Raw genomic sequence first — 14,828 nt, forward strand, 5'->3', positions numbered from 1 at the left:
GCCGACGGGGTGTCAGGCGTCGGCCCCTTCAGGTCGTGTCGTCAGCGGCGTAGGACCACGAAGCTGCGGCCCGCGGCCTGCCAGGTGAGGGCGCGGGTCCAGCCGGCCTCCGGGGCCTCGGCGCAGAGTGCCCGCGTGCCGAGCCGGGCCCACCGGAAGGGCGTTCCGCGGCCGCCGCGGCCGTCGTCGACGTGGACCTCGACGCGTTCGTCGACGTCGACGGCGGCCACCTCGACCAGCAGGGAGCCGGACGGTGAGGCGAGTCGGGCGGCGCGGCGGAGCAGGGCGGCCGGGTCGCCTCCGATGCCGATGTTGCCGTCGATGAGCAGCACGGTGTCCCAGCGGCCCTCACGAGGCAGGGGATCGAAGACCGATCTGCACAGGGCGCTGCCTCCCGCGCGGACTGCGCGGGCCACCGCCTCCGGGGTGACGTCCACCCCGAGAGCCCGGTGTCCGCGTGCGGCGAGGGCTGTGACGAGGCGGCCGGGTCCACACCCGATGTCCAGGACCGGGCCGTCGCAGCGGTCGAGGACGGTGGTGTCGGCCGCGTCGGGTTCGGCGCACCATCGCTCGACCTCGAGCGGCAGCAGCCAGCCGTCGTCTCGGCGCAGGTAGAGAGGGCCACGGCCGGTGCGGAGCGCCTTGGCGTACGGGTCGGCCCGCCAGGCGAGGGCGGGCTCGGTCAGTTGGGCGGTCACCGCGTCACCGCGCCCAGCCGGTCGTGGAGGGTGGCGAAGCGGGTGCCGGGTATGGCGGCCGCGACCTGTGCCGCGTCGGCCGGGGTGTCCACGTCGCACAGCTCGGGCAGGTCCCGTACCGCGCGCCCGGACGCGGTCAGCCGTCGGCGCTGCTCGCGCCCGGTGTGTGCCACCGACATGGGGACGCCGAGCAAGAGTGCCGGGTCGGGCTCGGCCAGGCCGAGCGCCCAGAATCCGCCGTCGTCGGCCGGGCCGAACCAGGCATCGGTCTCGCTGAAGTCGAGGCCCTGGGCGAGGAGGTCGGGGGTGACCTGAGGGGTGTCCATGCCGATGAGCAGGGCGGGCCCTTCGACGTGGGAGAAGGCCGCGGCCAGTCGGGCGTCCAGGCTCCCGACGCCTTGCGGAAGGACCTCGATGCCCTCGGGCACCCACGGCCCCGGTCGCCCTTCGAGGACCAGAACACGACGCCCGACGGAGGCGTACAGCACGGCCGCGAGCGTGTCCTGGAGGGCGGCTCGGGCCAGCTCGGCTGCCTGTTCCGGGGTGAAGTGCGGGGTGAGGCGTGTCTTGACCCGGCCCGCCACGGGCGCCTTGGCGATGACGAGGAGGGTGCTCATACGGAGACCTCTCCGGCCGCGACGGACGGTGCGCCGGGCGGCTCCGCCAGGACCCGGCGCATGTCGCGCACGGCGTGCCAGGTGCCCCGCCAGGTCCCGGTGACCTTCGACTTCCCCGAGCGGGGCAGGTACGGGACGTCCGTCTCGGCGACCCGCCAGCCCGCATCCGAAGCCCGTACGACCATTTGGAGCGGGTAGCCGCTGCGCCGGTCGGTCAGCCCCAGCCCAAGCAGCGCCTCTCGTCGTGCCACCCGCATCGGGCCGAGGTCGTGCAGCCGCAGCCCGGTGCGGTGACGCAGCATGCGCGCGAGGGCCAGGTTCCCGGCGCGGGCATGCAGGGGCCAGGCACCTCGCCCCTGCGGGCGCCGACGCCCGAGCACCAGATCGGCCTCGCCCGATGCCACGCGGGCGGCCATCGGGGCGAGCAGTCCTGGGTCCATCGAGGCGTCGCAGTCGCAGAAGCAGACCAGGTCGGCGCGGGCCGCGAGCAGCCCGGCGTGGCAGGCGGCACCGAAACCACGCCGGCTCTCGTGGACGACGGTCGCCCCGAGGCTTCGGGCGATCTCCGCGGAGCCGTCGGTCGAGCCGTTGTCGACGACGATGGCCCGCCACCCGGCGGGCACCCGCGCCAGCACCCAGGGGAGCGCTTCGGCTTCGTCGAGGCACGGCAGTACGAGGTCCGCGCGGGGCGGCGGGCAAGCAGATGCAGTCACCCTCCACACCGTAGGAACCGAGGAGCGGGAAATGCCCCTTCCAGTCCTTACGAAACGCGGACGCCATCCCGGGGGAGGGGTGCCTGTGCCAGAGCCACGGCCGGACGGGTGACAACCTGGGGCCATGGCAGTGACCGACGGGGAGAGCCCGTACGAAGGACACCACGCCGATGGTGTCGACGGGGCCGGTGCCCTGGGCAGGGTCCTCGTGGTGGACGACGATCCGACCGTCTCGGAAGTCGTGGCCGAGTACCTGAAGCGGGCTGGTTTCGCAGTAAGCCTGGCCGCCGACGGGCCGGCCGCGCTGAGCGCCGCCGAGGAGCTCCGGCCCGACCTCGTGGTGCTGGACCTGATGCTGCCAGGCATGGACGGGCTGGAGGTCTGCCGCCGGCTGCGCGCACGGGAGAACGGCAGCCCACCGGTCCCGGTCATCATGCTGACCGCGCGAGGTGACGAGGACGAACGGATCCTGGGCCTGGAGGTCGGCGCGGACGACTACGTGACCAAACCCTTCAGCCCGCGAGAGCTCGTCCTGCGTGTGCGGTCGGTCCTGCGTCGCGCGGCCGCCGCCGCTCCGGCCGATGGGCAACGGCTCGACGCGGCGGGGCTGTCCTTGGACGCAACGGCCCGCCGCGTCACCAAGAACGGGAAGGAACTCACGCTCACCCTGAGGGAGTTCGACCTCCTCACCTACTTCCTGCGGCACCCGGGGCAGGTCTGCGACCGGGAGCGGCTGATGCGCGAGGTCTGGGGCTGGGACTTCGGAGATCTTTCCACCGTGACCGTCCACGTGCGCCGGCTCCGCGGAAAGGTCGAGGACGACCCGGCGAACCCGCGGCTGATCCAGACCGTCTGGGGCGTCGGCTACCGCTTCGAGGCGAGCCCGGAGGCCACATCGGCCGGCGAGAGGGCGGCCGACGATGCGTGACCTGCTGTTGATCGCCCTGTACGCCTTGCTCGGGGCGGGCGCCGCCGGCCTTATGGGAGCCGTGGCGCTGCGGCTCCTGAGGCACCGGAGCGTCGCGGTGTCCCTCGCCGTCGTCGCTGCCGTCGCCGTGTCCGCGATGCTCGCCGGGACGCTCGCGGTGGCGTGGGCGATGTTCCTGTCGTCCCACGACCTGGCCGTGGTGACCATGGTCGTCGCGATGGCGGCCGTCGTGTCGCTGGCCACCGCGCTGCTCCTGGGCCGCCAGGTCGTCCGGCGATGCCGGGAACTCGTCGGAGCGGCCCGCAGCTTCGGGGAGCAGGGCACGTTCACCCCACCGCTCGTACCCGCCCCCGCCGAATTCGAGGCGCTGAGCCGCGAGCTCGCCCTCACCAGCGAACGGCTGGCCGCCTCCCGCGAACGCGAGCGCGCCCTGGAGACCTCGCGGCGCGAGCTCGTGGCCTGGATCTCGCACGACCTGCGCACCCCACTGGCCGGGTTGCGCGCCATGTCGGAGGCGCTGGAGGACGGCATGGCGGCCGATCCCGCCCGCTACCACCGCCAGATGCGCACGGAGGTCGACCGCCTCAACTCCATGGTCGGCGACCTCTTCGAGCTCTCCCGCATCCACGCGGGCGCGCTGACCCTCAGCCCCACCCGGATGTCCCTCTACGATCTCGTCGGAGACGCCCTGGCCGGCGCCGACGCCCTCGCACGAGAACACGGCGTGCGCCTCGCGGGCGAGAACGTCGCACCGCTCCCGGTGGAGGTGGACGGCAAGGAGATGACCCGAGTCCTCTCCAACCTCCTCGTGAACGCCATCCACCACACCCCCGCCGACGGTACGGTCGCGATCGCGGCCGAACGCCGCGCGGACTCCGTGGTCCTCTCGGTCACCGACGCCTGCGGAGGCATCCCCGAGGAAGACCTCCCGCGCGTCTTCGACACCGGCTGGCGCGGCACCCCGGCGCGCACTCCACCCTCGGGGGCTGGCCTCGGCCTGGCGATCGTCCGGGGCATCGTCGAGGCACACGCCGGCCGGGCCGACGTCCGCAACGTCTCCGGCGGCTGCCGCTTCGAACTGACCCTGCCGGTACCGGTGGGGTAGGCGGTGTCCCAGGTCAGCCCACTGCTGCCCTACGGCTGCCGGGCGAGCCCGGCCTCCCGCGCGGCCGGGCCTTCCGTGCCGCCCGCGAGTTCGGCCATCCCGTCGGCGAACGACACCGTCGGGCGCCATCCCAGCTCGCGGCGCAGCCGCCCCGAGTCGGCGGTGATGTGCCGGACGTCGCCCAGCCGGTACTCGCCGGTCACGACCGGGGACGGCCCCGCGCACGCGGCGGCCAGCGCCTCGGCCATGTCGCCGACGGTCCGTGGATCGCCGCTGCCGACGTTGTACGCGGCGAAGCCCGGCCCAGCGGCCAGCGCCTCCAGCGCCGTCGCGTTGGCCGAGGCCACGTCCCGTACGTGGACGAAGTCCCGCCGCTGACCACCGTCCTCGAAGACGCGCGGCGATTCGCCGCGCGCGAGCGCGGACCGGAACAGGGCGGCCACGCCCGCGTACGGGGTGTCGCGGGGCATCCCCAGGCCGTAGACGTTGTGGTAGCGCAGCGCGATCACGCGTCCGTCGACCGCCCGGGCCCACGAGGACGCGAGGTGTTCCTGCGCCAGCTTGGTGGTGGCGTAGACGTTCCGGGGGTCCATCGGCGCGTCCTCCGCGACCAGACCGGGGGCAAGGTCGGCACCGCAGTCCGGACAACGCGGCTCGAACCGACCCCCCTTCAGATCGGCCTCGGCCCGCGGACCGGGCCGGACCACGCCGTGCGCGGCACACTCGTACCGCCCCTCGCCGTAGACGACCATCGACCCGGCGAGCAGCAGCCGCCGCACGCCGGCATCCGCCATCTGGGCCAGCAGGACCGCCGTACCGAGGTCATTGACCGACACGTAGCCGGGTGCGTCCCCGAAGTCCTTGCCCAGGCCCACCTTGGCCGCCTGGTGACAGACCGCGTCGACCCCGGCCAAGGCGTCCAGCACCGCCTTCGGGTCCCGTACGTCCCGCCCGTCCATCGTCATGTCGAACACCACAGGGTCGTGCCCGCGTCCGATCAGCTCGGCGACGACGTGCGAGCCGATGAAGCCCGCTCCTCCAGTCACAAGTACGCGCATGCCCCGAAGCTATGCCGCCCCGGTCCCGGTGAGGTGCCCGACGGGCCGCGCGTCACGGATCCGTAAGAGGATCCTCAGCCCCGTCAGTTCAGCAGCACAGGACGCGCACGGACCCGGGGTGCACGACGCGGGTGCGGGACATGAAGTCCGGGAACCCGGGTGGGACGAGAAGAGCGCGTGGCGCCATCCGGTGCGGCCCGCGCCTGATCTGCATCGCCGGCGACTTCGATCACCCTCGGTTACTATGCTCACTTCATGCCGGAAGCCGGCAGCAAGGGGCGCGGCACCATCGACGGGTCTGCTGGGGGAGCGGGGAGACCGGCTCACCGGCCGAAACTCCCCGGATTCTCCCCGGCACCGGTGATTCCTGCCTCTACGCCCCGGAGAAGTCGTCCGTAGATTGTAAGGCTGAAGAGATGGGTGGCCTGGGAAAGTGTTGGAAGAGGTCGTAGCGACCCGCTATGTCACGCCTTTGCGTGAGGGCGGTTCGCTCCCCGGGATCGTCGAGGCCGACGATCTCGGCACTTATGTTATGAAATTCACCGGTGCCGGCCAGGGCCGCAAGACCCTGGTCGCCGAGGTCATCTGCGGGCAGCTGGCCCGCAGGCTCGGTCTGCGGGTGCCCGAGCTCGTCACCATCCAGCTCGACCCGGTCATCGGGCTCTCCGAACCCGACCAGGAGGTGCAGGAGCTGCTCAAGGCGAGCGGCGGGCTCAACCTGGGCATGGACTTCCTGCCGGGCTCGCTGGGCTTCGACCCGCTCGCGTACGAGGTCGACCCCCAGGAGGCCGGCAGGGTCGTCTGGTTCGACGCGGTGATCAACAACGTCGACCGGTCCTGGCGCAACCCGAACATGCTCGTGTGGCACGGCGACCTGTGGCTCATCGACCACGGCGCCACCATGATCTGGCACCACAACTGGCCGGGCGCCCAGGCCTCCGCCGCGAAGCCGTACGACGCCTCCGACCACGCGCTCGCTCCCTTCGCCCCGGACATCGCCGCCGCGGCCGCCGAGCTCGCTCCGCTGGTCACCCGCGAGCTCCTGGAGGAGGTCGCCGCCGACGTCCCCGACGAGTGGCTCGTCGACGAGCCCGGCTTCGACAGCACGGACGAGGTGCGCGCCGCCTACGTCGCGGCGCTGCTGCCGCGCGCCGCCACCATCCACGAGCGGATCACGCTCGGGCCCCGCAGCGAGAGCCGCCCGCAGCAGCCGCCCGGCTGGCTCGCCGACCGCCTCGCGCCCCGGACGCACCCCACCGAGAAGGACAGCACGACGTGACCGACCGCGATGTCTTCGAGTACGCGCTGCTGCGCGTCGTCCCGCGAGTGGAGCGCGGCGAGTGCTTCAACGCGGGAGTGGTCGTCTACTGCCGCGCCCGGTCCTTCGTCGCCGCGCGGACGCATCTGGACGAGGCCAAGCTGACGGTGCTCGACCCGGCGGCCGACGTGACCGGCGTACGGGCCGCGCTGCGTGCCGTCGAGGGGGTCTGCCTGGGCGGTGACGCGGCGGGCCAGGCCGCGCGCGACGACGCGGGGCGGCGCTTCCGCTGGCTGATCGCGCCGCGCTCCACGGTGGTGCAGCCGGGGCCCGTGCACACGGGTCTGACGGCCGACCCCGAGGCCGAGGTGGAGCGGCTGCTCGACCTTCTCGTCCGGTAGTCGTCCGGTGCTCGTCCCGTAGTCGTCCGGTAGCCGTCCGGTACTCGTCCGGTAGGAGCAAGGGGAGTGACCTGGTGCACCCGGTGTGCCGTTGACACCGGGTGCCAGGGCTTCTAGCGTCTCGTCTGCGGACGATACTAAGCGGTCGCTCATGTGCGGGACGCAGGAGCGGCGACCGGTTCGGCCGCGACCAGGGACGATCCAAGGGCGAGGAGAACCAAGCATGTCCACCACCGAGCAGCGCGTAGCCGTCGTCACGGGTGCCGCACGGGGCATCGGCGCGGCCACCGCGCTCCGCCTGGCGGCCGAGGGCCGCGCCGTCGCCGTACTCGACCTCGACGAGGCGGCCTGCAAGGACACCGTCGAGAAGATCACCGCCGCGGGCGGCACCGCTCTCGCCGTCGGCTGCGACGTCTCGGACAGCGCGCAGGTGGAGGCCGCCGTCGCGCGGGTCGCCGCCGAGCTCGGCGCGCCGACGATCCTCGTCAACAACGCGGGTGTGCTCCGCGACAACCTGCTCTTCAAGATGTCCGAGTCCGACTGGGACATCGTCATGAACGTCCACCTCAAGGGCGCCTTCCTGATGGCCAAGGCCGTCCAGAAGCACATGGTGGACGCGGGCTTCGGCCGGATCGTCTCCCTCTCCTCCTCCTCGGCGCTCGGCAACCGCGGCCAGGCCAACTACTCGGCCGTCAAGGCGGGTCTCCAGGGCCTCACCAAGACCCTCGCCAAGGAGCTCGGCAAGTTCGGCGTCACCGCCAACGCCGTCGCCCCGGGCTTCATCGTCACCGAGATGACCGCGCAGACCGCCGAGCGCGTCGGCATGGGCTTCGAGGAGTTCCAGGCGGCCGCCGCCTCCATGATCCCGGTGCAGCGGGTCGGCCGCCCCGAGGACGTCGCCAACGCGATCGCCTTCTTCACGGGCGACGACGCCGGCTTTGTCTCCGGCCAGGTCATGTACGTGGCCGGCGGCCCGCTCAACTGACGTCCGGCAGCGAGAGGAGGAGACGCGCATGAGCGCTCAGGAACGGCCGGAGCTGTCCGGCAAGGTCGCCCTCGTCACCGGAGCCAGCCGGGGCATCGGCTACGGCATCGCCGAGGCGCTGGTCGCCCGCGGCGACCGGGTCGTCATCACCGGGCGGGGCGAGGAGGCACTCAAGGAGGCCGTCGAGCGGCTCGGGGCCGACCGGGCCATCGGTGTCCCCGGCAAGGCGCACGACGAGGCCCACCAGGCCGCCGCCGTCGAGGCGGCGATGGACGGCTTCGGCCGGGTGGACTTCCTGATCAACAACGCCGGTACGAACCCGGTCTTCGGCCCCATCGCCGACCTGGACCTCGGGGTGGCCCGCAAGGTCTTCGAGACCAACGTGGTCTCCGCGCTCGGCTTCGCCCAGCGGACCTGGCACGCCTGGCAGAAGGAGCACGGCGGGGCGATCGTGAACATCGCCTCGGTCGCCGGCGTCTCGGCCTCGCCCTTCATCGGCGCATACGGAATCAGCAAGGCCGCGATGATCAATCTGACCATCCAGCTGGCCCATGAATTCGCCCCGCTCGTGCGGGTCAACGCGATCGCTCCGGCCGTCGTGAAGACGAAATTCGCGCAGGCGCTCTACGAGGGCCGTGAGGCGGAGGCGGCCGCCGCCTATCCGCTCGGCCGGCTCGGCGAGCCCGAGGACATCGGCGGCGCGGCCGCCTTCCTGACCTCGTCCCAGTCGGAGTGGATCACCGGCCAGACGCTGGTCGTCGACGGCGGGATTTTCCTGAACGCCGGAGTCGGGTGACCGATAATCGGACACTTTCCGGATTTCGTGTCCGGATTGGGCCCGGTTATACGTCGAATGCCTCAAGTGCCCCGTCGGGCTCGAACATTGACCTGACGGGGTGCTGCGGTATCGTCGGCCGACCCCTGGCTGAACGAGGAGCGTGCACGTGTTCAACCGGACCAGTCTGCAGGCCGCTGCAGCCCTTGTGTCCATATCCCTGGTAACCGGATGCGGTGTCTTCTCGGACAGCGAATCCGCCGGGGATCAGAGAATCGTCATCGGTACGACGAGTTCTCCCACCACGCTTGATCCGGCCGCCGCCTGGGACAATTCCTGGGAGCTCTTCCGGAATGTCTTCCAGACCCTGGTCGCTTTCCCCACGGGCAGCACCACCCCGCAGTCGGACGCCGCCGACTGCAAGTTCACCGACACCTCCAGCCGGGTCTTCGAGTGCAAGCTCGTGGAGGGCCTCACGTTCTCCAACGGGCACAAGCTGGACGCCGAGGCCGTGAAGTACTCGATCGAGCGCATCCGCACGATCAACCACAAGGGCGGCCCCAACGGGATGCTCGGCTCGCTCGACAAGATCGACACCGTCGGCGACCGCACCGTCGTCTTCCGGCTGAACAAGTCGGACGCCACCTTCCCGTTCGTCCTGGCCACCCCCGCCATGTCGCTGGTGGACCCGGCCGAGTACCCGGCCGACAAGCTCCGCAAGGACGGCAAGATCATGGGCTCCGGCCCGTACGTCCTCGACTCGTACACCGAGCGCGAGAAGGCGGAGCTGACCAAGAACCCGACCTACAAGGGCTTCGCCGACCGTAAGAACGGCGGAGTCACCATCCGGTACTTCGACGACTCCGAGGCGATGGTCGCCGCGCTCCGGAAGGACGAGATCGACGCCACCTACCGCGGCCTCACCGCCGACGAGGTCGTCGCCCTCCAGGAGGACAAGCCCGAGAACAAGGGCCTCCAGATCGTCGAGTCGACCGGCGCCGACATCCGCTACCTGGTCTTCAACACCCAGGACGAGTCCGTCGCCAAGCTCCCCGTCCGCAAGGCCATCGCCCAGCTCGTCGACCGCGACGAACTGGTCAGCAAGGTCTACCAGGGCACCGCCGAGCCCCTGTACTCCATGGTGCCCAAGGGGATCGCCGCCCACACCACCAAGTTCTTCGACCGCTTCGGCACGCCCAGCAAGGAGAAGGCGGAGCGCATCCTCCGCAAGGGCGGCATCACCGAGACCGTCGAGCTGGACTTCTGGTACACCACCGACCGGTACGGCTCCTCGACGGCCGCCGAGTTCGCCGAGCTCAAGCGGCAGCTGGAGGAGTCCGGCCTCTTCAAGGTCACCCTGCACGGCAAGCCGTGGAAGGAGTTCCAGGCGGGCTACCAGAAGGGCGAGTACCCGGTCTTCGGCCGCGGCTGGTTCCCCGACTTCCCGGACCCGGACAACTTCGTCGCCCCCTTCGTGGGCAAGGAGAACGTCCTGGGCACGCCCTACGAGAGCTCCCGGATCACCAACGAACTGCTGCCGAAGTCCCGCCGCGAGAGCGACCGCGGGACCGTCACGGACGAGTTCGTGGAGGCTCAGGAGATCATGGTCGGGGACGTCCGGCTGCTGCCCCTGTGGCAGGGCAAGCTGTACATCGCGGCCGGCGAGGACATCGGCGGCGGAGAGCGCGCCCTCGACCCGCAGACCGTCATGCAGGTGTGGGAGCTGAGCCGCCGGGCCAGCTGGTAGCAGACCTGAGGGGGCCACTGTCAGTGGCCCCCTATAGGTTCTCGGACGGAGTAACAGGAACGTCCACCGGAGGTTGTGACCGTGACCGACACCAGCATGCTGCCCGAGTCCTGGCGGGGTGTCCTCGGCGAGGAGCTGCAGAAGCCGTACTTCGCCCAGCTCGCCGAGTTCGTCGAGGAGGAGCGCGCGAGGGGACCGGTCTTCCCGCCGAAGGACGAGGTCTTCGCCGCCCTCGACGCCACCCCGTACGACAAGGTGAAGGTCCTGATCCTCGGTCAGGACCCGTACCACGGCGAGGGGCAGGGTCACGGCCTCTGCTTCTCCGTCCGCCCCGGCGTGAAGACCCCGCCCTCCCTGCGGAACATCTACAAGGAGATGCAGGCGGAGCTCGGCCACCCCATCCCGGACAACGGCTATCTGATGCCGTGGGCCGAGCAGGGCGTCCTCCTGCTGAACGCCGTGCTGACGGTCCGGTCCGGCGAGGCGAACTCGCACAAGAACAAGGGCTGGGAGAAGTTCACGGACGCGGTCATCACCGCCGTCGCCTCCCGCCCCGACCCCGCCGTCTTCGTCCTGTGGGGCAACTACGCGCAGAAGAAGCTGCCGCTCATCGACGAGGAGCGGCACGTCGTGGTGAAGGGGGCGCACCCCTCGCCGCTGTCGGCGAAGAAGTTCTTCGGATCGCAGCCCTTCACCCAGATCGACGCGGCCGTCGCGGCCCAGGGGCACGAGCCGATCGACTGGCGGATCCCGGACCTCGGCTGAGCCTCGGCCCGATCCGGGCCGGGTGCGGCTAGCGTCGTCACTCCCAGTGGGTGAGCGGGTGGAGGTCGCGGTGACCGAGCAGCAGCAGGTGTCCGACGAGGGCATCATGACCAGGATCGGGCAGGCCATGATGCTGCTCCACGGCGGCGACCGCGAGGAGGCCCGCAATCGCTTCGGGCTGCTCTGGCAGCAGATCGGCCCGGACGGCGACCCCCTGCACCGCTGCACCCTCGCGCACTACATGGCGGACGCCCAGGACGATCCCGACACCGAGCTGGCCTGGGACCTGCGGGCGCTGAGCGCGGCCGAGGGCCTCGCGGAGGAGCGGCTCGCCGCGCACGATTCGGCCGCCGCCCTCCGGGCGCTGTATCCCTCGCTCCATCTCAACCTGGCCGCCGACTACGTCAAGCTCCAGCGGCCCGACGCCGCGCGGGTCCATCTGGACCGGGCCCGCACGGCCTCGGACCACCTCGACGACGACGGCTACGGGAACGGGGTGCGGGCCGCGATCGAGCGCCTGGAGCTGCGGCTCAGGGACGCCTGACGGGGCCCGGTTCCCCCGGGGGACCCCTACCGGCCGTACGCGCCGTGACAGATCCTGGCCGGATCGCTGCCGGGCCCCCAGCCCCCGTACCGCTCGCCCAGATCGCAGACGTCCGTCCGGGAGACCGGCGGGTTCCCCGGCAGCCTCCGGAGCTCCCGCAGTCCGGGCGGTTCGGGCAGGTCCGGCCGGACCGCCGACCGCGGGCGCTCGCGCCGGTGCGGTACGGAGTCGGGGTGCGGGGTCTCGGGGCGGGGAGGTGTCACCGCCCGCCGGTGGTGCTCCGCCGAGGGCGAGGCGCGGGGCGCCGCGGACGGCGGGGGAGCGGGCAGCGCCGCTTCGAGGGCCTCGCGGGCCGGGCCCTCGACGATCTGCGGTGCCACGTCCTGGGCGGGGCGTACGGTGTCGGCCGCGGGCGCGGGCGCGGGCGCGGGGGTGGGCGCCGTCGGCGGGGCGTCCACCGAGACGCAGCCCGCCAGGGCGGCGACCGCCGCCCCGACCAGGATCTTCACTGTGGTTCGGGTTCCATGCACCCGCGCAACTCTGCTGGGCCGCGCGTGATCTTCGCGCCCCTACCGGCGGGGAATACCCCGCACGGGTGAGCCGTGCGGGGCCCGGTCTTGACCGGCGCGGCCGGGCGGAGCGGCTCCGCCCGGCGGGGTCAGTCGCCGGTCGCGCCGTCGATCCGCTCGCGGATGAGGTCCGCGTGGCCGTTGTGGCGGGCGTACTCCTCGATCATGTGGAGGTAGATCCACCGGAGGTTGAAGCGCTCGCCGGAGCGGTGCTCGCCCGCCCCCAGGTCGTCGAGGCCACGGCCGGCGGCCAGGGTGCGCGCACGGGCGATCTCGGCCTGCCAGGTGGCGTGGGCCTCCTCGTAGGTGTCCTCGTCCGTGGCGTGGATGTCCCGGTCGTGGTCCTCCTTCGTCGAGTAGATCCACGGCGCGTCCTCGCCGGCCAGGACGCGGCGGAACCAGCCGCGCTCGACCTCGGCCATGTGCCGGACCAGGCCCAGCAGGTTGAGGTCCGACGGCGGCGCGGACGGGGTGCGGAGCTGGGCGTCGTCGAGCCCCTCGCACTTCATCGCGAGGGTCGCGCGGTGGAAGTCGAGCCACTGCTCCAGGGCCTCGCGCTCGCCCGTGGTGGTGGCCGGGTCGACGCGCGGGGCGGTTTCGGTGCGTTCGGTGGTCATGGGCGGCATCGTCTCCCATGCCGTCCGGTGGCGCCAGGGGTCTCGCCGCAGGCCGGAGCCGTGCCGGCTCGCCTGCGTCAGGGCCGGTTCCCGAGCATGCCGCGCAGCAACTCGTCGAAGCCGGTGCGCAGTTCCGCGCGGCTCGGCACGGCCGCGTGGAAGGAGCCCGCCGCGCAGGAGAACATCAGCCCCTCGCTCCAGGCGATCAGGGAGAGCGCGTGCCGTTCGGGCTCCGGCGAGCCGGCCGCCGTCATCATCGCGATCAGCGGGGTGTGGAAGGCCGAGCCGGCCGTGTCGAAGAAGCTCCGGAGTTCCGGCCGGCGGGTGGCTTCGAGGGCCAGCTCGTAGCGGGAGACCAGCAGGGAGCGGTGGTCGGTGAGATAGCGGTGGAGGGAGCGGGCGAGCGCGTCGACGAGAGCGTCGCCGCCGCTCTCCGGGCCCGGCAGCTCGTGCGGGGTGAGGACCTCGGCCTCGCGCTGGACCTGGCGCCGCACGGCCGTCTCCAGGAGGGCCTGGCGGGTGCGGGCGTGGTTGGACGTCGAGCCCTGCGGCAGCCCCGCCCGCTCGTCCACGGCGCGGTGGGTCAGGCCCCGCATCCCCCGCTCGACCAGGAGGGCGAGGGCGGCGTCGCCGATCCGCTCGGCGCGGGAGGCGGGGGACTCCGGGGCCGGGGTCCCGGCGGTGGCTGAGGTCATGGGGGACAACCTACTACCGGCCCCTACCGACGGAACTACACCTGTAGTACGGTCGCGGTGTCGGGCTCACTACACCTGTAGTGAGCCGTCGATCCGACCGTCCCGAGCCGAGGAGCAGCCATGGAACAGCAGCGCCGTGCCGTCGTCGTCGGAGCCGGCATCGGTGGACTCACCGCCGCCGTCGCCCTGCACCGGCGCGGCTGGCAGGTCACCGTCCTCGAACGCGCCGCCGGCCTCGCCCCCGTCGGAGCCGGCATCGGCCTCGCCCCGAACGCGCAGCGCGCCCTCGACGCCGTCGGCCTCGGCGACCGCGTCCGCGCCCTCTCCGCCTGGCAGGGCGACGGCGGCATGCGCACCCCCGGCGGCCGCTGGCTCGCCCGCACCGACGCCAAGGCGGCCGCCGCCCGCTTCGGCGGGCCCCTCGTCCTCCTCCACCGCGCCACCCTCGTCGAGATCCTCACCTCCGCCCTCCCCGAGGGCGTCGTCCGCACCGGAGCCGCCGCCACCGTCACCGACTTCGGCGACGACGACCGTCCCGCCCGCGTCACCGTCGCGGACACCGGCACCGGCACGCGCGGCGAACTCGAGGCCGAACTCGTCCTCGGCGCCGACGGCATCCACTCCGCGACCCGCCGGGCGCTCTTCCCCGGACACCCCGGCCCCCGCTACTCCGGCACCACCACCTGGCGCGTCGTCGTCCCCGCCCCCGCGCGGCCCTTCGCCCCGCACGAGACCTGGGGCGCCGGCAGGCTGTGGGGCAGCCAGCCCCTCAAGGACGGCCGGGTCTACGCGTACGCCATGGCCGTGGCCCCCGCCGGCGCCCACGCGCCCGACGACGAGAAGGCCGAACTGCTGCGGCTGTTCGGGGACTGGCACCACCCCGTCCCCGAGATCCTCGCCGGTGTCGCCCCCGACCGGATCCTCCGGCACGACGTGCACCACCTGCCCGACCCGCTGCCCGCCTTCCACCGGGGCCGGGTCGCCCTCCTCGGCGACGCCGCGCACGCGATGATGCCGAGCCTCGGCCAGGGCGGGAACCAGGCCATCGAGGACGCCGTCGTCCTCGCCCACCACGCCGGCACCGCCCCCGGGTTCCAGCCGGGCCGCGCGCTCGCCGCGTACACCGCCGACCGGCTGCCGCGCACCACCGCCATCGTCCGCAGGGCCGCCCGCACCGGAGCGCTCACCATGCTCTCCGCCCGCCCCGCCGTCGTCCTGCGCGACACGGCCGTCAGCGCCGTCTCCCGCTTCGGGCCCGGCCTCGCCCTGCGCGGCTTCGACGGCATCTGCGACTGGCGGCCGCCCGTCGACCCCGTCCCCCGGTCAGGGCATGATCCCTCCCGCGTAAGCTGA

Annotated in this window: 17 protein-coding genes; 10 read left to right on the forward strand and 7 right to left on the reverse strand. The window is 72.5% G+C overall.

What is annotated here, in order from left to right:
- Positions 1–41: 41 nt before the first annotated feature.
- From IE237_RS21975 to IE237_RS21985, 3 genes are read right to left on the reverse strand one after another with little or no spacing between them, the layout of a single operon-like run.
- Positions 42–698 (reverse strand): class I SAM-dependent methyltransferase, encoded by a 657-nt coding sequence (locus IE237_RS21975; protein ID WP_229842819.1) that lies wholly within the window; start codon positions 696–698, stop codon positions 42–44.
- A complete protein-coding gene (locus tag IE237_RS21980) occupies positions 695–1,315 on the reverse strand; it encodes a TIGR04282 family arsenosugar biosynthesis glycosyltransferase (protein WP_189803777.1) in 621 nt (206 codons plus the stop codon). The genes IE237_RS21975 and IE237_RS21980 overlap by 4 nt, the downstream gene beginning before the upstream one ends.
- Positions 1,312–2,028 carry a glycosyltransferase family 2 protein gene (locus tag IE237_RS21985; RefSeq protein ID WP_229842820.1) on the reverse strand — a complete coding sequence of 239 codons (717 nt, stop codon included), beginning with the start codon at positions 2,026–2,028 and terminating at the stop codon, positions 1,312–1,314. The genes IE237_RS21980 and IE237_RS21985 overlap by 4 nt, the downstream gene beginning before the upstream one ends.
- A 124-nt stretch (positions 2,029–2,152) precedes the next feature.
- Between IE237_RS21985 and IE237_RS21990 the strand changes: the two genes are divergently transcribed.
- Both IE237_RS21990 and IE237_RS21995 read left to right on the forward strand, forming a co-directional pair.
- Positions 2,153–2,956 (forward strand): response regulator transcription factor, encoded by an 804-nt coding sequence (locus tag IE237_RS21990; protein WP_189803779.1) that lies wholly within the window; start codon positions 2,153–2,155, stop codon positions 2,954–2,956.
- Positions 2,949–4,061 (forward strand): sensor histidine kinase, encoded by a 1,113-nt coding sequence (locus IE237_RS21995; protein ID WP_189803780.1) that lies wholly within the window; start codon positions 2,949–2,951, stop codon positions 4,059–4,061. Before IE237_RS21990 ends, IE237_RS21995 begins: the two co-directional genes overlap by 8 nt.
- Before the next feature lie 29 nt (positions 4,062–4,090).
- On the opposite strand, the gene IE237_RS22000 is transcribed toward IE237_RS21995, so the two are convergent.
- The gene (locus tag IE237_RS22000) at positions 4,091–5,119 is read right to left on the reverse strand and encodes an NAD-dependent epimerase/dehydratase family protein (RefSeq protein ID WP_189803781.1); all 1,029 of its coding nucleotides are present in this window, start codon (positions 5,117–5,119) and stop codon (positions 4,091–4,093) included.
- Between the two features lie 433 nt (positions 5,120–5,552).
- Here IE237_RS22000 and IE237_RS22005 point away from each other — a divergent pair, with 433 nt between their 5' ends.
- The 7 genes from IE237_RS22005 to IE237_RS22035 all read left to right on the forward strand — a co-directional run bounded on the left by IE237_RS22005 (position 5,553) and on the right by IE237_RS22035 (position 11,594).
- Positions 5,553–6,398, forward strand: a complete 846-nt coding sequence (locus tag IE237_RS22005) for a HipA family kinase (protein ID WP_189803782.1) — start codon at positions 5,553–5,555, stop codon at positions 6,396–6,398.
- Positions 6,395–6,778, forward strand: coding sequence for a DUF3037 domain-containing protein (locus IE237_RS22010; protein WP_030686313.1), 384 nt, complete (start codon positions 6,395–6,397; stop codon positions 6,776–6,778). The genes IE237_RS22005 and IE237_RS22010 overlap by 4 nt, the downstream gene beginning before the upstream one ends.
- Before the next feature lie 223 nt (positions 6,779–7,001).
- The gene (gene fabG / locus IE237_RS22015; protein WP_189803783.1) at positions 7,002–7,763 is read left to right on the forward strand and encodes a 3-oxoacyl-ACP reductase FabG; all 762 of its coding nucleotides are present in this window, start codon (positions 7,002–7,004) and stop codon (positions 7,761–7,763) included.
- A 28-nt stretch (positions 7,764–7,791) separates the two neighbouring features.
- Entirely contained in the window at positions 7,792–8,559 is a 768-nt protein-coding gene (locus IE237_RS22020) for an SDR family oxidoreductase (protein ID WP_189803784.1), read from the forward strand.
- Positions 8,560–8,707: 148 nt separating this feature from the next.
- Complete coding sequence (locus tag IE237_RS22025) at positions 8,708–10,285, forward strand: ABC transporter substrate-binding protein (RefSeq protein ID WP_189803785.1); 1,578 nt, start codon at positions 8,708–8,710, stop codon at positions 10,283–10,285.
- Positions 10,286–10,366: 81 nt separating this feature from the next.
- Positions 10,367–11,050 (forward strand): uracil-DNA glycosylase, encoded by a 684-nt coding sequence (ung, locus tag IE237_RS22030; protein WP_189803786.1) that lies wholly within the window; start codon positions 10,367–10,369, stop codon positions 11,048–11,050.
- A 70-nt stretch (positions 11,051–11,120) separates the two neighbouring features.
- Positions 11,121–11,594, forward strand: a complete 474-nt coding sequence (locus IE237_RS22035; RefSeq protein ID WP_189803787.1) for a hypothetical protein — start codon at positions 11,121–11,123, stop codon at positions 11,592–11,594.
- 26 nt (positions 11,595–11,620) lie between these two features.
- On the opposite strand, the gene IE237_RS22040 is transcribed toward IE237_RS22035, so the two are convergent.
- The 3 genes from IE237_RS22040 to IE237_RS22050 all read right to left on the reverse strand — a co-directional run bounded on the left by IE237_RS22040 (position 11,621) and on the right by IE237_RS22050 (position 13,475).
- Positions 11,621–12,124: a hypothetical protein gene (locus IE237_RS22040; protein WP_189803788.1), complete on the reverse strand. Its 504-nt coding sequence runs from the start codon at positions 12,122–12,124 to the stop codon at positions 11,621–11,623.
- 128 nt (positions 12,125–12,252) lie between these two features.
- On the reverse strand, positions 12,253–12,780 hold the full coding sequence (locus IE237_RS22045; RefSeq protein ID WP_189803789.1) for a DinB family protein: 528 nt from the start codon (positions 12,778–12,780) through the stop codon (positions 12,253–12,255).
- A gap of 77 nt (positions 12,781–12,857) precedes the next feature.
- Entirely contained in the window at positions 12,858–13,475 is a 618-nt protein-coding gene (locus IE237_RS22050) for a TetR/AcrR family transcriptional regulator (protein ID WP_189803790.1), read from the reverse strand.
- 120 nt (positions 13,476–13,595) lie between these two features.
- Here IE237_RS22050 and IE237_RS22055 point away from each other — a divergent pair, with 120 nt between their 5' ends.
- On the forward strand, positions 13,596–14,828 hold the full coding sequence (locus IE237_RS22055) for an FAD-dependent monooxygenase (RefSeq protein WP_189803791.1): 1,233 nt from the start codon (positions 13,596–13,598) through the stop codon (positions 14,826–14,828).

The organism is Streptomyces tanashiensis (assembly GCF_014648895.1).
Taxonomy (GTDB): Bacteria; Actinomycetota; Actinomycetes; order Streptomycetales; family Streptomycetaceae; genus Streptomyces; species Streptomyces tanashiensis.